Source organism: Pseudomonas antarctica, assembly GCF_900624995.1.
GTDB lineage: Bacteria > Pseudomonadota > Gammaproteobacteria > Pseudomonadales > Pseudomonadaceae > Aquipseudomonas > Aquipseudomonas antarctica.
Genome location: NZ_UYXQ01000077.1, coordinates 1 through 18851, shown reverse-complemented (window position 1 = coordinate 18851; position 18851 = coordinate 1). Strand labels below are relative to the sequence as shown.

Genomic DNA, 18851 nt, shown 5'->3' with positions numbered 1-18851 from the left:
GTGCGCCTCTGGCGAACTGGTCATAGCTGGTACTGGATGGAATGTAAAACAACCCAAATGAGACCAGTCTGTCCAAACCACCCTATTGGTACCGATGATTATGGGGTGAAGCTGTCCCCGTCAAAAAATCTGGGGTTTGGGCGTAGAACCCCAGGACGGCAACTGGAGGTATCTAGGTCGTCATCCAAGGCCGCAGCCGCTCCGGGAAGGGCGCAGGGCCTGTACGGGGGGTGAGGCGCAATGGAACAGAAAGTGCACTTAAGCCTAGGGAGGCGCTGATTTATTCGGTTTTTCGTCCCGGCAGCGCTCTGGAGGCCTTGATTTATCAGGGGCCAACCACTGGCTTTTTGAATAAATCAGCGTCTCCCTAGGCACTAAAATCTGACCAGTAGTGCAGGCCTTCCTGAAATATTTCAGGAGGCCTGAGGCCCACTTCCACCAGCTCCTGTACGAATCCGCATGATTGTCTGACGAGTAGTTGAAAAATCCCTGGCAAGCCGCGCCACGGACGTGCCTGAGTTCAATAGAGACAGCACCTCAGTTTTGCTTTTTCAGACAGACTCCCCTTCCTTCCAAGCTTGACCCCTTGAGCCCGAGCGCGGGCCAATCCCGCGTTTGTGCGCTCGATCAGCAGGTCCTTTGCAAACTCGACTACTGCTGAAATCACTCCCATGGTCATCTTGCCTGTGGGACTGGCTAGGTCCATCCCTCCTAAAGTGTCAATCAGCGTCCAATAGTTTCCAGGTAACAGCGTCCAAAACTTTCCAGTTGGCTACGCGATTTTCATCTGTTTCTTGCGCTGTTTGAAGCGGAACGAATCATTGCCGGTTTCTAGGATTTCGCAGTGGTGGGTGATGCGGTCGAGCAACGCGGCGGTCATCTTGGCATCGCCGAAAACGCTGACCCATTCGCCGAACGACAGGTTGGTGGTAATGATCAGCGAGGTCTTTTCGTAGAGCTGGCTGATCAGGTGAAACAGCAATGCGCCGCCCGAGTCGGGAAACGGCAAATAACCCAGCTCATCCAAAATCACGGCATCCATATGCAGCAGTTGACTGGCCAGGTTGCCGGCTTTGCCTTGCTGCTTTTCGCGCTCCAGTTGGTTGACCAGATCGACGGCGTTGTAGAAACGCAGGCGTTTGCCTTGATGGATGGCGGCGACGCCCAAGGCGGTGGCCAGGTGGGTTTTGCCTGTGCCCGTGCCGCCGACCAGGATCAAGTTGTGCGCGCTGTCCATAAAGGCGGCGCTGGCCAGTTGTTGGATCTGCCCTTGATCGAGGGGCATTTCGGCCCAGTCGATGGCGCTCAGGTCGCGATGGATTGGAAAACGGGCGGCCTTGAGTTGATAGCGCAAGCTGCGCACTTGCCGATCGGCTTGTTCGGCCTCTATCAGGCGATCCAGCCAGACCTCCGGAGGGCTTGGTTGGCGCGGTGCTTCGGCCAGTAGCTCGCGCCACGCAGTGGCCATGCCGTACAGCTGTAAGGTCTTCAGTCGGGCGGCGCGGTCAATGGACATACTGGCCGCTCCTGAGCTGCTCATAGCGGCCGCAATCGGCCAGCGGCTCAACGCGCAGTTGCAGTTGTGCCGGCAACTCCAATTGCACTGGCCGGGCTGGAGCGGTCAGGCGCCGGAGTTCATTCATCACCAGCGAGCCATTGACCACGCCGCACTCTAAGGATAACTCGCAAGCCACTTGCAGTGCATCCAGGCCGACCTCGCGAGTGACCAGCAATAACTCAACAAAGGCGCGATCGCCACGAGGTTTGAGCAGACGTTCGCGAACCCGCTGGATCGCCGCCGGCAAATCCCATTCGACAAAGGGCGCGCCATTGTGCAAGGCACCGGGTTTCTTCTCCAACACCGAAAGGAATGCCTGGGCTCGCAAATCAGTTGGTCGCGGCCAAAGCGGCGGGCGTGCTCGGCGATCTGCGCACCATCGGCAACGACCCGGACTGCGGTGGCGCTGCTGCGCACGGAAACCGCTTTGCCAGCCTATTCGGCAGGTACGCTGTAGCGGTTGCGATCAACCCGCACCAGGCAGGTGCTGGAGGCGCGCAGCATCTGCTCGAGATAGCCGTCAAAGGTCGCGCTGAACGCGCGTAATAACGGTTGCTCCCGAGCAAAATGCTCGGCAATGCTCTGGGTGCGTTCGGTGGGATGCTCGCGCTGGCTCAGTTCGCGGCAACGTAATGCCAGCCAGTCATTAAGCGCCGCAAAGCTCGCGAAACGCGCCATCGGCGTGAACAACCACTCGCGCACATTGCCCACCTGATTTTCAATCTGACCCTTTTCCCAGCCTGATGCGGGTGTGCAGGCTACCGGCTCGAACAGGTAGTGATTAGCCATGGCCATAAAGCGACGGTTAAAGCGCCGCTCCTTGCCGACCAAAATCGCCTCAACCACCGCCTTGAGGTTGTCGTAGATAATCCGTTGTGGCACGCCACCAAAGAACGCAAAGGCCCGGTTATGGGCGTCGAACACCATCTCCTGGGTTTCGCGGGGATAGGCTGCGACAAACATCTGCCGGCTGTAGGCCAGACGAAAATGCGCCACCTTGATGGTCTGCGGCACGCCATCGATCTCGACGTGCTCGTGGCTCCAGTCGAACTGACAAGCATCGCCGGACGCGAACACCAGCGGCACGAACGCCTGGGTTGTTGTTGGCCCGTTCTTGACGGATTTCCACTGTTTTACAAAGCGCTGCACGCTGTCGTAAGCGCCGCGATAACCCTCGACCTGCAATCCCTCGAACAGCCTCTGCGCCGTACGCCGCTGGGCGCGAGGTAAATGCTGCTCGGTATTGAGCCAGGCTTGCAGAGTGACTTGAAACTCACCGAGCTTTGGCGAGGGCTGTTGCTGACGCGCATACACCGGTTCAGCCGTCGTGTGCAGATGCTTGCGCACCGTTGGCCGGGAGAGTTCAGACTGCGTGCAATCGCACTAATGCTCTCGCCGCTAACCAGATGCCGGCGCCGAATTTCGGCAATTATATCCATCGATAACACCCCAGATTCTCCGGCCGAAAGACCGGATGGTTGCACACCCCGGGGTGGAAACTATTGGACGCTGTTTACCCCGGAAATCTGGAAAGTTTTGCACGCTGATTAACACCATCTGGCCTGCCCAAGAGCCCGAAGCCTTAGTGTACGATTATTTCCGACTTCTGCGGCCTCCCCTTCGAGAGGCAGGTGCCGTTCCCCTGCTGCAAAAAAAAGTTAGTCATAGCCGCCTGATATGACCTTTTACTATTTTTGAGCACGGTGCGGTGGGCATTTGTCATGCTCTGCTTGGCAATCGCAGGGTGGGGTCAACAGTGACATGAATTAAATTGTCGGTTCCCGATTGATTTTCTATTCCACATAAACTCCAACCTGCTGGGTGACCCGGAAAACATCGACCAGATCTTCGTCACCCAAGGCTCATCCGAAGCCGACGGCCCGCACATCGGTTCCAGCGGCGGCAACATCGGTATCGTGACCATTCGCCCAACCAAAGAAACCGGTGCCTTCGTCAAACAGATCGTCGGCAGCAACGCCACTCGCAAGACCTTCGCGCGGCTCAACACCGGCGAGGTTAATGGCCTGAGCAACTGGCTGTCGGTGTCCCACACCGAAGGCCAGATGTGGCGCGGTTCAGGCGCCGTGCGCGCGGACAAGGTGGAGTGGAACAGCTTCTTCGACGCCGGCAACGGCAATACCGCCAACCTGATCCTCAAGTACCACGAGCAGGACAACAACAGCTACAGCCAGCTGACCAAGGGCCAGTTCCAGCAGTACGGCCGCAAGTACGACCCCTACCCCGCCAACCCGACGGTGGGCAGTAACGGCAAGCTCAACAGCTACTACGCGCTGGCGCAGAACCCGTTCCAGACCTTTACCGGCGTGCTCAACACCCAATTCAAACTGGCCGACAACCTGGCCCTCTCGGTGATCCCGTATTACTACTGGGGCAACGGCAGCGGCGTGGGTTCTTCCAGCTATGCGCTGAACCGTGGCTCGAACCAAGGCGGCATCTTCGACCTGGGCAACTTGCCCAGCGCCGCCCAGTACAACGCTGACGGTTCATCCACCACCGGCGTCTACTATCGCCCTTCGCGCACGCAGACCTGGCGCCCGGGCATTACCACCAAGCTGAACTGGGACCTGGGCGATCACAGCCTGCAATTCGGCTACTGGTACGAACGCGCGCGCCAAAGCCAGACCCAGCCGTTCATTGCCCTGAAGAGCAGCGGCAAACCCACCGACACCTGGCCCGACGGCAACGCCGTGGTCGATGCCAACGGCAACACCGTGCAGGGCCGCGACCGTTTCACCGTCACTCCGGCGCAAAAAGTCTGGGCCCAGGACACCTGGTACATCAACCCGGACTGGACCTTGGTGGCGGGCCTGGCCTACATGAACGTCAAGCGCGACGGCACCAACAACGGCAGCCTCACCGAGCAGCCGGAAAAGCGTAACCAAAGCTACAACAAGCTGCTGCCCAACGTCGGCCTCAAGTACCAGCTCGACGAGCGTGACCAGTTGTTCTACAGCCTGTCACGCAACATGCGCATACCGCAGAACTACGTGCTGTACGACAAGGGCCTGGACTCGATCAACGCCAAGCCGGAAACCAGCTGGAACCACGAATTGGGCTGGCGCTTCACCGACGAAGACATGACCGTGGCGGCCACTTTGTTCTACATGCAGTTCAAGGATCGCCAAGTCTCGTCCAAAGACATCAACGGTGACTTCGCCGACATCAACGCCGGCTCCGTCAACAACAGCGGCCTGGAACTGGAGTGGAGCGGCCTGTTGCCGAACCACTTCAACTACTACACCTCCTACACCTACACCAAGGCCGAGCAGCAGGATGACTTGACCGTTTACAACGCGGGCAAAGCCATCGTCTTGCCCACCAGTGGCAAGCAATTCGCCAACGTGCCGAAGAACATGCTGGCGGCCAACATCGGCTACGACGACGGCCGCTTCTACGGCACCTTCGGTGGCAAATACACCAGCAAGCTCTTCGGCGATCTGACCAACGACGAGGCCATTTCCGGCCGCACCGTGTTCAACCTCGGCGCCGGCATCTACTTGCCGGTGGACAAAAAAGTGGTCAAGGACGCGACCCTGCGCCTGAACGTCGACAACCTGTTTGACAAGAAATACCTGGACGGCGTGTACACCACCAAGACCAACGCCGGCACCTACAGCGGCTTCAAGGACGGCGACCCGGCTTACATCGTTGGCCTGGACCGCACCGTAACCGTTTCCCTGGAAGCGAATTTCTAACTGCGAGGCTATAGATCATGGACATGAACCTGCTTCACGACATCACCTTTTATGTGATGTACGCCGCCATGGCGATTGCGATTTTTATCAGCATCGAACGCGGCATCTACTTCGCGTATGTGCGCCGCCAGGCGCGCGCCTTGACCGAGGTGCTGGGTGCCAGCGTGCACAGCGAGCGTGACTTGCCTGAGGGCCTGACCCGCCGCGATAGTCTGCCGCTGAATATGGTGCTGCCGATCCTGGCGCAGAAGGCGTCCCACGGTTCGCGCAAGGACCTGGACGATGAAATCGAAACCCAATACTTGAAGACGCGCGCGCCCCTGTCGCGCAGCCTGTGGATCATCGAAACCATCACCACTGCCGCGCCGCTCCTGGGTTTGCTCGGCACCATTCTTGGGATCATCGACACCTTCAAGGCCCTGGCGTCGGCAGGCGTGTCCGACCCAGGCCAGATCTCCGGTGGCATCGGTACGGCCTTGTTCGCCACGGGTTTGGGTATCGCCATCGCGCTGTTCTGCGTGGTGTTCCACAACTTCTTCCAGGACAGCCTGGAGCGCATCAACGATCAGCTCAAAATCCTGCTGATCCGCGCCGCCACCGGTGCCCGCGTTCAGGGTGAAGTGCCGCACCTGGTGCCAACACCGTTGCACAGCCGCACCGCGTGACATCCGGGGCGGGCACATGATGTGCCCGCCGTTTTTTTTGCCCGATGAGACGCCTATGGCCCTTTCGATGAAGTTACGTATCGCAGGCCTCACCGGCTTGCTCCTCAGTCCGCTGGCCCAGGCGGACTTTTCTATTCCAGGCTTTGAACTGGTGCACACCGTGCCGGTGGATACCGCCCTGGGCACTGCCGATTTGCGCCAGCCGGGGCCGGTATGGATCGAACTGTTTGACGGCGCGAAAAACAGCATTGATATCGGCCAGTTCTACGCGGCCGACCATCCCGGCTCGGTGATGGACACGGTGATTGAACACCTGGAAGCCGCCGGCAAACGCGGTGTGAAAATTCGCTTTTTGCTGGAAGAAAAAGGCATCAAATTGTCGGAGGCCTCCACCCTGGAACGCCTGCGCGCGATTCCCAACCTGACCTTTCGCGTACTGTCATATGGGCAACTGAGCGGCGGGATCATCCACGCCAAGTACATGCTGGTGGACGGCAAGCAGGCGTTTATCGGCAGTCAGAATTTCGACTGGCGCTCGCTGGAACATATCCACGAGACCGGGCTGCGTATCAGTGATGCCACGGTGGTCAGCCAAGTGCAGGCGATCTTCAATCAGGACTGGCAGGCCCAGGCCGCCCTTACAGCTAAGCAACCCGTGCCGCTGCCGGCGGCGGGCCAGGAGCCCGCACGCACCGGCAATTATCTGGTGGCCAGCCCGCAACGCTACAACCCACCGGGCGTGGGCGACTCGCAGTTGGAACTGCCGCGTCTGCTGAGTGAGGCAAAAAAAGAAGTGCGTGTGCAACTGCTCGACTACGCGCCGCTGTCCTACGGCCCAGACAAAACCCGGCCCTACTACGCGGTGATCGACAACGCCGTGCGCGCCGCCGCCGCGCGCGGGGTCTCGGTCAAGCTGATGGTCTCCAATTGGAACACCGACAAACGGGAACTGCCCTACCTCAAGAGCCTGGCTGTGCTGCCTAACGTGCAGGTGAAGATCGTCACATTGCCCGAGGCCAAGCAAGGGTTTATCCCTTACGCGCGGGTGATCCACAGCAAGACCATGGAGATCGACGGGCAAGTGGCGTGGGTCGGCACCAGCAACTGGCTGGGCGGGTACCTGGATAACTCGCGCAACCTGGAGGTGGTGATGCGCAGCGAGGCAATGGCCAAGCGCATAGGCCAATTGCATGAGCAGTTGTGGGATGGACCGTATGCCAAGGCGCTGGAGGTCATGGCGCAGTATCCGGATCCGCACCCGGGTAAGCCTTGATAACCCATTTCAAACTTCACCGAAATCCCTGTGGGAGCGGGCTTGCCCGCGAAGGCGGTGTGTCAGTCACCGCCTACTTCGACTGACACACCGCCTTCGCGAGCAAGCCCGCCCCCACATTTGAATCTCCTTAGCTCAGGCATTTGAGTAGGATATTTCCTTCGCCAGGATCTCCCCTACCGCTCCTTCGTTATGGTAGTGTGTGGAAATGTTTCTGACAGTTTGATCAGAAACGCCCCACTCACTACCTGCAAAGGAATGCCTTCAACAATGCACTTCCCACTCAAAAAACGGGTTGCCGCCACCCTGTTCGCCGCGGCCCTCTGCGCCGTCGCCACGCCTGCCTTCGCCAACATCAGCGCCGAACAAAGCGCGACGATTATCAAGGGTTTCAGCGAAACCCCGGCCACTGATTTCCATGGTTTCCTCGCCACCCTGGCCAAGGGCGACCTGGGCAAAAGCGCCGATGTCGGCCCGGCCATCGAGGCCTTCCTTGCCAACAAAACCCTGAGTGCCGACCAGCAGAACGAGATCAATCGCCTGCTGGGTATTTACACGCGGGTGAAGTATGGCAAAGCCGCCCTCGAAACCTTGCGTGAGCTGGTAGAGATCCCGACATTTAACGTCGACGGCCTGCCGCAGTACAAGAACCCGGAATTCCTCAAGATCGCCGATAAGATTCAGAGCCTGGCCAAGGCCTTCAACCTGAACTTCCGTAACGTCGACAACCGCGTGTACGAAATTTCCCTGGAAGGCCGCGGCGATGAAGTGGTCGGTATCCACGCCCACGCCGACGTGGTGCCGGTGACGCCGGAGAACTGGGTGCTCAAAGACGGCACCAAGCTCGACCCGTTCAAGGTCACACTGATCGGCGACCGCATGTACGGCCGTGGCACTGAAGATGACAAAAATGGCATCGTCGTGGCCCTGTACGCCATGAAGGTGATCAAGGAAGAGAAGCTGCCACTGGCGCGTAACTTCAAGCTGCTGGTGGACACCACCGAGGAAACGTCGGGCGACGCGATTCCTTACTACTTCGAACACAACCCGGTTGCGCAATACAACCTGGCACTGGATGGTGGCTACCCAGTGGTGATTGCCGAGAAAGGCTACGGCACCGTGATGGCCACCTTCCCGGTGCGCAAGGGCGAAGGCAAAGGCGCACAAATCATTTCGATGACCGGCGGCATGGCCACCAACCAGATTCCTTCGGTGTCAGTGGCCACTCTGGTCAGCGACAAACCGGCTGAACTGGCCGCCAGCCTGCAGCAAGCCGGTGCAGACTACGTCAAGCGCAATGGCGGTGACTTCGAAGTGACGGCCAAGGTGGTCGGCAAAGAGGTCAAGCTGACGGTCACCGGCGTGTCCGCGCACTCGTCCGAGCCGCAATCGGGCGTCAACCCGGTCGCACGCATGCTGGAGCTGATCCACAGCATCGACGGCAAGATCGCCCTCAAGCACAACCACATCACCGACGCCGCGCGTTATGCCGCCGACAACTGGGGCCTGGATTACCTCGGTGGCAAGCTGGGCGTGGGCTTCTCTGATGCGTTCATGGGGCCTTTGACCACGTCGCTGACCTTTGTCGGCCAGGATGACAAAGCCTTCAAACTGGCGGTGAACCTGCGTGTGCCGAAGGGCAAATCGCCGGAAAAACTCAAGGCAGAAATTGCTGAAAAACTGAGCGCCTGGGATAAACAAACGAAGGTTAAGGTGAGCTTCACCTACTCGGTGGCCGAGCCGATGTACCGCAACCCTGAAGGCGAGTGGGTCAAAGCCTTGCTGGCCGTGGCCAGCGAAAACCTGGGCATGGAACATAAGTTCGGTACGTCGGCCGGCGCCACCTCCGTGCATGAACTGCCCAATGGCGTGCAGTTCGGCCTGGCGCGCCCGGAAGTGAAGTACACCGGGCACACCGACGCTGAGTTCAAGACCGTCGACCAGTTCCTGCTGGACCTGCAGATCGTCACTGAAATGATGGGCCGCGTCGGCCAGTTACCGAAGCTCTGACGCCCTTTGAGCCCGCCGCAATGGCGGGCTCATCGCATCAGGATATCTTCGAAAAACCCGCCGATGGGCAACGTCGGATGACACAGCTGAATCTCCAGTACCCACACCATTTCGCTGGGGGTAATCGCCAAGTCAGCCAGCGCCTTGTCCCCGAATAACGCATGGGGGAAATCCGCGAGGCGGTGACCTGCCAGATTGCGTGACAGCCGCCAGCCTTTTGCCACGGCACGGTCTTCGGCGAAGTCATAGAGTTCACAGCCGGTCATGCCCCGCAGCCAAGCGTCGCGGGTCTCATCGAAAACCTCATGCAGCACCTTCCTGCAATCGTGGTGCAACGGCGCCTCGCCGAAGATGAAGGTGTCGCCGTAGTCACCCTCGTAGCCGTCCCAAACCGGCCCCAGGTCCACCACCACAATGTCGCTCGGGCGCAGTCTGCGCAGCGGGTCAATCCCGTCCCGGGACGGGCGCACCGTGTCGTCGCCAAAGCGGATGTAGGTCGGGTGCCAGGTATGCGAGGCGCCCATGGCCTGCAATTGCTGGCTGGCCATTTCCAGGGCGGCGCCGGTGGTCATGCCGACTGTCAACTGGCTGGCGATTGCGGCCAGCGCTCGCACGGTTTTTTCACGCGCGGCGAGCATGCCGTCCAGCGAATAGCGGGGGCCGACTTTTTCCCAGGTGTTATCCAGCGAACCGAGCAGCGTATCGGCATTCGACTGGCCACTGGGCACGAAGGCTTCGGCAACAAAACGATGGCTCGGCAAGCCCGCTGCCAGGCACTGCGCACGCGTCTGGCTGATCATGCCGCCGTTACCGCAGGCATACACCTGCGCCGCTTCCCAGTTGTGCCCATGGTTCAGCGCAACGTCCTGCACCCGGCCTTCAGTTGCCACTACCGGGTGCCAGTGAAAATGCGCGTGGTCGATGACCGATTGGTCAAGAAATGCGCGGTCGTAAAAATCTGTGGCCTGCGCGCCGCCCCAGTAAAACGTCACTACGACATTACGTTTCAAAGCCGTCAGCAGGATCGGCTTGATGCCCGCGTAGCCGGTGCCCGTGGCGAACAGGACGACGGGCGCAGCGTCATCGTCCTGCCAGGTGCAGGCACCAAAAGGCCCTTCCAGTTGCAACAGATCGCCGGCCTCAAGGTTGCCCAGGAGGGCCTCGGAGAACAGCCCGCCACTGACCCGGCGAATCTGAAACACCAAGCGTCCATCGCCATCGGCTGGCAGGTTGGCGATCGAGAAGCAACGTGAGTCGCCGTCGACCAGGCGGAACTTGAGGTATTGGCCCGCCCGCACGGCCAGCGGCCTATCCGGCATCACAACCAACTCAATGATGTCGGGGCTGAGTGCGCGCTTGCTCAGCACCGTCGCCTCGACCACCAGCGCAGGCGTGTCCAGCGACCAGCCGGGAATCTCCAGGCGCATGTCAGAGAAGGCATGGCTTTGGCACAACAGCAGTTCATTGGCGGCCAGCGGGTAGCAAGGCGCAGGTGCGCCGGGCGCCAGTTGCTTGGCCCGGTACTGCCCTTGGCTGACCACGACTTTGCACGAGCCACACGCGCCACGCCGGCACGAGAACGGCACCGACAGGCCGCTGGCGAGCATCGCGTCGAGTAACAGTTCGTCACCGGTTTCAAAGGTTTTCCCCGAGGGAGACAGTTCGATGACATGACGTGTGTGCATAAAAACCTCAGGGCTGAGTGAGGCTTGATTGTTGCGCTAGACTAGGCCCATTAGAACCTCCAGTTTTGGATACTTCAGATGGTCCAGTTACGTAAATGGCGCCCGTTGCTCAAGCTTGATGCGAACACACGCAAAGCGTCCTATCGCCAGATTGCCGAAGGCCTCGTCGCAGCGATCCTCGACGGGCGGTTGGCGCCCGGCACCTTGCTGCCGGGCACGCGGGAGATGGCGCAACTGCTCGACGTCAACCGCAAGACGGTGATCTTGGCGTACGAAGAAGCGTTGACCAAAGGCTGGCTGATCAGCGAGCCGCGTCGCGGTACGTTCGTCAATACACAGCTGGCGCCCAAACCGACGCTCAGTCGCGCGCAGCCGTCCTTCGCACCGCCGATCCTGGAGCAAGCCGTTGTCCCGTACTTCACCCAGAACGCCCAGTCGATTGCACTCGAACATCGGCATGACGCGCTGTTTTTCGATAACGGTGCCTGCGACCATCGCCTGCTGCCGCAAGCCGTGTTGCATCGCTACTACCGCAATGCCCTGCGCAGCAGCTTTGCGTCCAATACCGTGCGCTATGGCAGTGAAAGCACCGGTTATGAGTTGCGCTGCGCGTTGGCCGAGATGCTGCGCAACAATCGCGGGCTGACGGTCGGTGCCGAGCACATCTGCCTCACGCCAGGCACTCAAGTGTCGCTGTACCTGACCGCCAGCCTGCTGATCAAACCCGGTGACGTGGTGTTGGTGGAGCGTCTGAGTTACCCGCCTGCGTGGGAAATTTTCCGCAAGCTCGGCGCACGCTTGGTCACGGTCGATATGGACGATGAAGGCTGCCGCACGGACCACATCGAGCAGTTATGCCAAGCGCATAACGTGCGGATGATCTACGTCACGCCGCACCACCAGTTCCCCACCACCGTGAGCCTGCATGCGGCGCGACGCCAACAGCTACTGGCCTTGGCGGCCGTGCATGACTTTTGCATCATTGAAGAAGACTACGACCACGAGTATCACTTCAATGGGCGGCCGTATCTGCCGCTGGCCAGTGATCACACGCAACGCCATGTGATCTACATCGGCTCGTTATCCAAGGCGCTGGGGTCGACGTTTCGCTGCAGTTATGTGGTGGCCCCTACCCGCGTGATTGAAGTGCTGCACAAGAGTGCCGCACTGGTGGTGGGAGACACCGACGCGGTCGCGCAGAAGATGCTGGCGGACCTGATCAATCAGGGTGAATTGAAGAAACACCTGCGCCGCGTTTCGAAAGAGTACGCCGCGCGTCGAGAGGTCCTGCAGGGCTGCCTGCATGAGGCATTCGCAGAACGTATCCAGGTGCGCGAGCCGGAAGGCGGCCTGGCGCTGTGGGTGCGTTTCCAGGATGGAACAGACGTCGATCACTTGGTAGAAACCGCCCTGGCGCACGGCGTTGTGGTGCGTAGCGCGCGTCAGTTTTCGCCCATGGACTTGTCGGAAAATGCACTGCGCCTGGGTTTTGCTTCGCTGGATCGGGACGAGATCCGTGAAGCGACGCTACGCTTGGCACGGGCCATGAACGCGCGTTGAACACAGCAACAAAAACGCCGATCAGCATTGATCGGCGTTTTTTGGTTAAAGCGTTAAGCGCTTAGAGAGGGAGCATTAAACGAGATTGCTCTTCCACTCGGGCAAGTTCAGGAAATTCCAGCAGCAGGGCCCTGTTGCCCCTGCCGATGTGCTCCATCACCGCCCGCGTGACGAGTTCACGCACCATCCCGGTTGAGACGTAATACATGGCCCAGGCTTGTTCAGGCGTACAGTGCCCAATCTGTTCCTCGATTTCCTTGTACGCCTTGTAGTCATCCGATTTCACGTCGCACTGGTCATCACGTTGGCCCATGCTTTATCTCCCTCTCTGGGGCTTGTGCAAAAACCCCGTGGTCAGTCGCAAGACATCCCTGATCGCTCAGCCGATCACGTACCGCTCTTCACCTTGGTCCACACACGCGTACGAATTCGCTCCAGCTTCAACGGCAACGGCTCCAGTGGAACCAGTGTGGCAATGGTCTGCTTGGAAGGGTAAATCCACGGGTTGTCGCGCAGCTTCCGCTCTACAAGCTCAGTGGCATCTTTGTTGGCGTTTGGATAAAGCGTGTGGTTGGAACTCTTGGCAATCACGTCGGGTTCGAGCATGTAATTGATAAATGCCAACCCTTCTTTTGCGTGCGGAGCGTCTTTGAGCAGCACAAAGTTTTCCGACCACACCAGCGCGCCCTCACGAGGCAGGCTGTAGGCAATTTTGCGCCCGGTGTTGTTTTTCTCATTGATGGCCTGTGCCGTCAGCGCGCCACTCGCCCACCCCACGACCACACAAATATTGCCATCGGCAAAGTCGGCGTCGGTTCTGGATGAATCGAAGTAGAGGACGTAAGGGCGGATTTTCAACAGCAGCGCTTGGGCCTTCTGATAGTCCTCAGGGTTCTGGCTGTTACTTGGCAGGCCGAGATAATGCAACGCGATCGAAATGATTTCACTTGGCGAGTCGAGCATCGCCACGCCACAAGATTTGAGCTTGCTGATGTTTTCTTCTTTGAAGATCAAGTCCCAACTGTCCACCGGGGCGTTATCACCCAATGCGGCTTTGACTTTATCAACGTCATAGCCAATGCCAGTAGTGCCCCACAAATAGGGAATGGCGTAGCGATTACCAGGGTCGTTAGCCGAGAGCAGGGCCAGCATTTCTGGGTCGATATGCGCAAAGTTGCTCAGTTGCTTGCGGTCCAGCGGTGCAAGCACGCCCGCCTGGATCAGGCTCGGCAGGACATTCGAGGTGGCGACGACGACGTCATACCCGGTACGCGCGGCCATGACTTTACTCTGCATGATCTCTGCACTGTCGAAGGCATCGACGTGCATCTTGGTACCGGTTTTTTGCTCGAATTGCTTTGGCGTTTCTGGCGCGATCAAACCAAACCAGTTGTACAGATTCACCCGCGACTCAGCCGCCGCTGCCGGTGCGCTGACACCGACACAAACCAGCGAGGCTAAAAAAAGGGCTCGTAAATGTGATTGACTCATATAACTATCCTTGTCAAAAACGAAAGGCCTTCATGGCCATGATCCATTGGGTGGTGAATATACCCAGCGTCGCCGAATAGTAAATACCTACAAGTACTTAGCTAGCACCCACGAATCCCTAACCCTAAATTCGGCGGTCCGGTTGCTGCGCACAAGCCCGCCGTCCTGCTACCTAGCCTTTCGGTCAGTTACCGCGCTGCCCCCGTTTGCGTACCCTGCCCTCTGATCTGTTTCGGAGGAATGGGGATGTCTTTGATCAGCGATGTCGAACGCGCTTGCACACGCTTAGCCCCCGCCGGTTGGCGTGACCTGTTGCTGTACCACGGCCTGGACATAACCTCGGTCAACCTGCGCGAAGAACTCGCCAAACCCCTGCAGATTGATCGCACGCACCCAGGCTTCGAAGATTTCTCCGCCGATGGGGTACGCGGCATCGAAGCCGGGCGTCCGGCCGACAGCCTGCTGCTGCACGCATTTGCCTCCCCCAATGTGACCACCGGGGTCATGGGTAAAGCGCTCACGGCCTTTCCAACGGCAGCTGAAATAGAACAGCTTCTGAATTATGTCTACGGTGCCCATCCTCCCCACCTTGAGGCCTTGCAGTTGCTCGCCGGTGATGCGCCGCTGGGGATTGCAGTGTTCGCCTATGAATACCGGCCCCAACCTGAAACAGTGCATGGGCGCCAAGCCGACCTGTGTTTTTCCCGCACTGGGGTCGCCAGGGTCGGTACGGCGGATGCGTTGTATGACCCGCAACGAAGAGGCTTTTTGCCCTTTGTCGAGGACCAGCCCAATCAGATGCGGGTTATCCCGGCGCGCTACGGCGCGTTTATCGCTGCCAGGAAAACCGCACAGCCGCTGCAGTTTGGCCCGATGAATGCTCAACCTGTCGACGAGGATCTGGAGTTCTGGGTGCCGCTGCACAAACTCTTCAATGGCGACGAGTGCCTGGCCGGCATGGACCTGACCGTGCAGTTGGAGAACCACCAGATCAATGAAAAAATCGGACAGATCCACAGACGTTTTCGCGATACCGGCTGGCAAGAGCCTGACATTCTCAACGCGCCTTTCGTCATCACTGAGGGGTTATGCCATTGGGCGAATATCGATGAGTTCGCCCCGGGCCTGCTAGTGCCTGACGCCAAGGAGGCCCTGGTCGAACTGGCCTATTACCAAGGGCGCCCGCTGTCCTTCATGATGCCGGCGGGCACGGGTGGCTTGGTGCATGGGCGTCATCGTCTGCACGACGACGGTTCGATAGAAGACCTTAACGAACGCGAAGACGTCGACGCCATCGTCAAGGCCGGCGGCTACCGCGCCCTGCACTATCAGGACGCCATGGCCGATGGCTGGGTGCGTGCGCACTGCCCGGCACTGGCGCTGCCGAGCATCGCCGCCTATTCCATCATCGGCGCGCCGGATTTCTTTCCGTTGTGCGGCCCGCGGGAACTCAAGCAATGGTCCAGTGACCCTGAGGTGTTCCCTTGCCCGACGCCACCCTGCCCGCAGGTATGGCACACACGGGTCAACCCGTTGTCCGATGTGCGCTTTTTCATCAATCAGTCGCTTGCGGGTGGTTATTTCGCCCCGCAAGACCGCAGCGTCACGGCGATAGTCTCCCATCCCCAGGCCAGCGCAACGTCACGTACTGGCCAGCAGGTGGAATACGCCAGGCGCCAGTCGTGGCTACCGGACTTCGCCAGCGGCGTCTTCGGGCCAGGCTGGGAAATTGGCCGGGGCCTGGTAGACGCACCGTTCACCAATATGCTGTGCGGTTATCAGTTAGCCAGCCCCTTTACTGAAGATGCGCGCATCTGTGCGGCGCTGGGCTCGTACTGGCCGGGGGTGGCACCTGACTCCACGCGAACGTTTGAACCGCGCAATGTTTCTGTCACCGTTATTCCGCTGACCGACCACGAAATCGGTCTGCTAGGCAGCCCTGCCTGGGATGGCCGCACGGGGCCAACCTTGATTGAATCGCAGGGTCGCACGCTGGTGCAATACCAGGCCTATGAGTACAGCGACTATACGCAGGCCGCGCTGGCCGGTCAGTTATCGCTGGCCGTCACCGCGCAGACCAGCACCGAGCAGTATCACCAACGCGTACTGGGTATGCGTCGCGCTTATCAAGCTGTCGGCGCCGGCTCAGACAAAGAACAGCGCAAGCGCTGGCCTCTGCTGTCGTTTTTCTGGGTGCAATTACCGGACACCGCATTTGAGGCCGCGCAACTGCAGGCCGGGTTACGGCTGGAGGGCGAGGTGCAGTACTACAGGTTGTACAAACACGGCGCGATCACAACCCCCACGTACGACTTCAAGCTTCGCCATGTGGAAATAGAGCAGGAAATCGAACTGTATATGAGCCGGGACGCACTGCTGATCCGTCAAGACGCAGGCGCTTGGCGCCCCTTCGAAGTCACGCTCAGCCCGCCACCCCCAGGAACGGCAGCGCCAAGTACACCTTGATCACCACCGCATTGGTGATATCGATGAAAAACGCCCCCACCATCGGCACCACCAGAAACGCAATCGGCGAGGGGCCAAAGCGTTGCGTCACTGCCTGCATATTGGCAATCGCTGTAGGCGTGGCGCCCAAGCCAAAACCGCAATGGCCCGCCGCCAACACCGCCGCATCGTAGTTGCTGCCCATCATCCGAAACGTCACGAAAATCGCAAACAAGGTCATCAATAACGCCTGTGCTGCCAACAGAATGACAATCGGTAACGCCAGCGCCGCCAGGTCCCAGAGCTTGAGCGACATCAGCGCAATGGCCAGGAACAATGACAAGCTGACATTGCCCAGCAGCGACACTTCACGCTCAAACACCTGGTGCCAGCCAAGTGCCGACAAGCCATTGCGCAACACCACACCGACGAACAGCACGCCCACGAAGGTCGGCAACTCGTAGGCCGTGCCTTGGATAAAACCACTCAAGAACGTACCGACCTGCAGGCTGATCGCCAGGAGCGCGAGTGTCTCGATAAACGAGAACGAGGTGATCGTGCGCTCAAGGTTGGGCTGCTCAAAGCCTGTTGGCTGACCTGATGGCCGCTGTTCAATGCCAGGCACCTGGGCACGTTTGATGAGCAAGCGCGCAACCGGCCCGCCAATCAAGCCGCCCAACACCAAGCCAAAGGTCGCTGAAGCAATGGCCAGTTCAGACGCGGCGGCCACGCCATACTTCTCACTAAACACCGCGCCCCACGCGGCACCTGTACCGTGCCCACCCGACAAGGTGATGGAGCCGGCCAGCAAGCCCATCAAAGGGTCGAGCCCCAGCGCCTTAGCCAAAGCGATGCCCATGGCATTTTGCACCACCAGCAGGGCCGTCACGACCAGCAGGAAAATACCCAGTACGCGCCCGCCTTTTTTCAAGCTGGCGAAGTCCGCATTCAGGCCGATAGTGGCGAAAAACGCCAGCATCAATGGGGTTTGCAATGACGCGTCGAATCGAACCTCGACATCCGTCAATACACGCAACGCCAGCAGCAGTGCAGCAACCAATAAACCACCGGCGACCGGCTCCGGAATACTGTAGGTGCGCAAAAAGCCGATGCGAGCCACCAGCCAACGCCCCAGCAACAGCACCAGTGAGGCGGCGACAAGGGTTGAATAGAAATCGAGTTGCAGCATCTGAGCAGTTCTCTGAGGTGAACAAGGAGAATGGGCTAGCCAGAGTAGAGACTGCGGAACAGGTACACAGCCACCTGCCAGTAATTAGAGACTCTTCCTACAAGCTTCACCGCAAAGCCTACGCGATTGGTGTGGCTATCAGGATACAAAAGCAACACGAACAAAAACGCCGACCATCACTGATCGGCGTTTTTGTTAAATATGGAGCGGGAAACGAGACTCGAACTCGCGACCCCGACCTTGGCAAGGTCGTGCTCTACCAACTGAGCTATTCCCGCAAATGGCGTCCCCTAGGGGACTCGAACCCCTGTTACCGCCGTGAAAGGGCGGTGTCCTAGGCCACTAGACGAAGGGGACACGCTACTGAAACACATGGTGTGTATTTCAGTGCCCAGAGGCCTCATCCGAAGACTTGGCCCTGGTTTCACTCAATGCCGCCCGAGGGCAACACTGCTTAAAAACTGGAGCGGGAAACGAGACTCGAACTCGCGACCCCGACCTTGGCAAGGTCGTGCTCTACCAACTGAGCTATTCCCGCATATGGCGTCCCCTAGGGGACTCGAACCCCTGTTACCGCCGTGAAAGGGCGGTGTCCTAGGCCACTAGACGAAGGGGACACACGTACAACATTCACTCCCTACCGCGTTTCGCTGTGTGCTTTACGCTGTAAGTGGCGCGCATTCTATGGATGGATTGAAAGGTCGTCAACCCCCAAGGATAAATTTATTTAAATCAATGACTTCGCCCCGCTTTCCAGGGCTTTGCGAGCATTAAGCCTGTCCAGGCTTTGACGCCTATATTCTGGCGTCCGACAAGGCGCTATAGTTCGCCCCAGCAAATGATGGCAATGTGCATCTATGCAGGAAAAACTTACCTATATAGAAGAAACTACCTGGGCAACTGGTCGAACAATCCTATCCGTCGGGTGGTCCAGTCACTACACTCCACAGCAAACCCTATAAAGAGGTCACACCGGTGACACCACTCATGATCACCCTGCTGGTAATAGCCGGGATCGTAATACTGATCGCCATTGGCTACATGAACCACGTGGTGGAAAACAACAAGCTGGAAAAGAAGCGCACCGAGATCGAACTTAACGATCGGCTGCGTCGTTGCGGTGAAATCACCGAGACGTTCCCCGGCCAGTTGATGAACCCGAAGCTCAAACTGCTGTTCACCCGCCTGGAACTCAACCTCAATCAGCTCCTGCTGACCCTCAACAAATACAGCGCCACGCCCAAGGCGCGTATCCCTGG

Annotated in this window: 12 protein-coding genes, 4 tRNA genes and 3 pseudogenes; 7 read left to right on the top strand and 12 right to left on the bottom strand. The window is 59.0% G+C overall.

The window, feature by feature from the left end; genetic code table 11:
• Positions 1 to 413: 413 nt before the first annotated feature.
• From E0F99_RS31250 to istA, 4 genes and pseudogenes are all read right to left on the bottom strand, one after another.
• Entirely contained in the window at positions 414 to 506 is a 93-nt protein-coding gene (locus tag E0F99_RS31250; protein ID WP_162276194.1) for a hypothetical protein, read from the bottom strand.
• Between the two features lie 14 nt (positions 507 to 520).
• Complete coding sequence (locus tag E0F99_RS31245) at positions 521 to 673, bottom strand: hypothetical protein (protein WP_423213181.1); 153 nt, start codon at positions 671 to 673, stop codon at positions 521 to 523.
• A gap of 99 nt (positions 674 to 772) precedes the next feature.
• A complete protein-coding gene (gene istB / locus E0F99_RS22665; protein ID WP_083359321.1) occupies positions 773 to 1516 on the bottom strand; it encodes an IS21-like element helper ATPase IstB in 744 nt (247 codons plus the stop codon).
• Positions 1506 to 3006, bottom strand: a pseudogene (gene istA, locus E0F99_RS22660) (IS21 family transposase). The gene istB and the pseudogene istA overlap by 11 nt, the downstream one beginning before the upstream one ends.
• 348 nt (positions 3007 to 3354) lie before the next feature.
• On the opposite strand from istA, the pseudogene E0F99_RS22655 reads away from it, so the two are divergent.
• The 4 genes and pseudogenes from E0F99_RS22655 to E0F99_RS22635 form a co-directional block, all read left to right on the top strand.
• A pseudogene (locus E0F99_RS22655) lies at positions 3355 to 5274 on the top strand (TonB-dependent receptor); the annotation flags it as partial.
• Between the two features lie 17 nt (positions 5275 to 5291).
• A complete protein-coding gene (locus tag E0F99_RS22650) occupies positions 5292 to 5939 on the top strand; it encodes a MotA/TolQ/ExbB proton channel family protein (RefSeq protein WP_083359322.1) in 648 nt (215 codons plus the stop codon).
• 55 nt (positions 5940 to 5994) lie between these two features.
• Positions 5995 to 7212 (top strand): phospholipase D-like domain-containing protein, encoded by a 1218-nt coding sequence (locus tag E0F99_RS22645; protein ID WP_083359323.1) that lies wholly within the window; start codon positions 5995 to 5997, stop codon positions 7210 to 7212.
• Between the two features lie 270 nt (positions 7213 to 7482).
• Positions 7483 to 9222, top strand: coding sequence for a dipeptidase (locus E0F99_RS22635; RefSeq protein WP_083359324.1), 1740 nt, complete (start codon positions 7483 to 7485; stop codon positions 9220 to 9222).
• Positions 9223 to 9251: 29 nt separating this feature from the next.
• Here the strand turns inward: E0F99_RS22635 and E0F99_RS22630 are convergent, their stop codons facing one another.
• Positions 9252 to 10907 (bottom strand): M24 family metallopeptidase, encoded by a 1656-nt coding sequence (locus tag E0F99_RS22630; RefSeq protein WP_083359325.1) that lies wholly within the window; start codon positions 10905 to 10907, stop codon positions 9252 to 9254.
• A gap of 78 nt (positions 10908 to 10985) precedes the next feature.
• Between E0F99_RS22630 and pdxR the strand changes: the two genes are divergently transcribed.
• Positions 10986 to 12467: a MocR-like pyridoxine biosynthesis transcription factor PdxR gene (gene pdxR / locus E0F99_RS22625; RefSeq protein ID WP_083359326.1), complete on the top strand. Its 1482-nt coding sequence runs from the start codon at positions 10986 to 10988 to the stop codon at positions 12465 to 12467.
• A gap of 61 nt (positions 12468 to 12528) precedes the next feature.
• Here the strand turns inward: pdxR and E0F99_RS22620 are convergent, their stop codons facing one another.
• Positions 12529 to 12780 carry a hypothetical protein gene (locus E0F99_RS22620; protein ID WP_083359327.1) on the bottom strand — a complete coding sequence of 84 codons (252 nt, stop codon included), beginning with the start codon at positions 12778 to 12780 and terminating at the stop codon, positions 12529 to 12531.
• 74 nt (positions 12781 to 12854) lie between these two features.
• Positions 12855 to 13958, bottom strand: coding sequence for an extracellular solute-binding protein (locus E0F99_RS22615; protein ID WP_083359328.1), 1104 nt, complete (start codon positions 13956 to 13958; stop codon positions 12855 to 12857).
• A 246-nt stretch (positions 13959 to 14204) separates the two neighbouring features.
• On the opposite strand from E0F99_RS22615, the gene E0F99_RS22610 reads away from it, so the two are divergent.
• On the top strand, positions 14205 to 16424 hold the full coding sequence (locus E0F99_RS22610) for a hypothetical protein (protein ID WP_083359329.1): 2220 nt from the start codon (positions 14205 to 14207) through the stop codon (positions 16422 to 16424).
• On the opposite strand, the gene gltS is transcribed toward E0F99_RS22610, so the two are convergent.
• From gltS to E0F99_RS22585, 5 genes are all read right to left on the bottom strand, one after another.
• Positions 16381 to 17592 (bottom strand): sodium/glutamate symporter, encoded by a 1212-nt coding sequence (gene gltS, locus E0F99_RS22605; RefSeq protein ID WP_130908937.1) that lies wholly within the window; start codon positions 17590 to 17592, stop codon positions 16381 to 16383. The two genes, E0F99_RS22610 and gltS, sit on opposite strands and share 44 nt — an antisense overlap.
• Positions 17593 to 17794: 202 nt before the next feature.
• Positions 17795 to 17870, bottom strand: a tRNA-Gly gene (locus E0F99_RS22600).
• Positions 17871 to 17873: 3 nt separating this feature from the next.
• Positions 17874 to 17949, bottom strand: a tRNA-Glu gene (locus E0F99_RS22595).
• Positions 17950 to 18054: 105 nt separating this feature from the next.
• Positions 18055 to 18130 (bottom strand) — tRNA-Gly (locus tag E0F99_RS22590).
• Positions 18131 to 18133: 3 nt separating this feature from the next.
• Positions 18134 to 18209, bottom strand: a tRNA-Glu gene (locus E0F99_RS22585).
• 358 nt (positions 18210 to 18567) lie between these two features.
• On the opposite strand from E0F99_RS22585, the pseudogene E0F99_RS22580 reads away from it, so the two are divergent.
• Positions 18568 to 18851: pseudogene (locus E0F99_RS22580) on the top strand (hypothetical protein); the annotation flags it as partial.

Coding starts and splice junctions, on each gene's coding strand:
- E0F99_RS31245 (WP_423213181.1), bottom strand. CDS start 673: ATGGGAGTGATTTCAGCAGTAGTCGAGTTTGCAAAGGACCTGCTGATC.
- istB (WP_083359321.1), bottom strand. CDS start 1,516: ATGTCCATTGACCGCGCCGCCCGACTGAAGACCTTACAGCTGTACGGC.
- E0F99_RS22650 (WP_083359322.1), top strand. CDS start 5,292: ATGGACATGAACCTGCTTCACGACATCACCTTTTATGTGATGTACGCC.
- E0F99_RS22645 (WP_083359323.1), top strand. CDS start 5,995: ATGGCCCTTTCGATGAAGTTACGTATCGCAGGCCTCACCGGCTTGCTC.
- E0F99_RS22635 (WP_083359324.1), top strand. CDS start 7,483: ATGCACTTCCCACTCAAAAAACGGGTTGCCGCCACCCTGTTCGCCGCG.
- E0F99_RS22630 (WP_083359325.1), bottom strand. CDS start 10,907: ATGCACACACGTCATGTCATCGAACTGTCTCCCTCGGGGAAAACCTTT.
- pdxR (WP_083359326.1), top strand. CDS start 10,986: ATGGTCCAGTTACGTAAATGGCGCCCGTTGCTCAAGCTTGATGCGAAC.
- E0F99_RS22620 (WP_083359327.1), bottom strand. CDS start 12,780: ATGGGCCAACGTGATGACCAGTGCGACGTGAAATCGGATGACTACAAG.
- E0F99_RS22615 (WP_083359328.1), bottom strand. CDS start 13,958: ATGAGTCAATCACATTTACGAGCCCTTTTTTTAGCCTCGCTGGTTTGT.
- E0F99_RS22610 (WP_083359329.1), top strand. CDS start 14,205: ATGTCTTTGATCAGCGATGTCGAACGCGCTTGCACACGCTTAGCCCCC.
- gltS (WP_130908937.1), bottom strand. CDS start 17,592: ATGCTGCAACTCGATTTCTATTCAACCCTTGTCGCCGCCTCACTGGTG.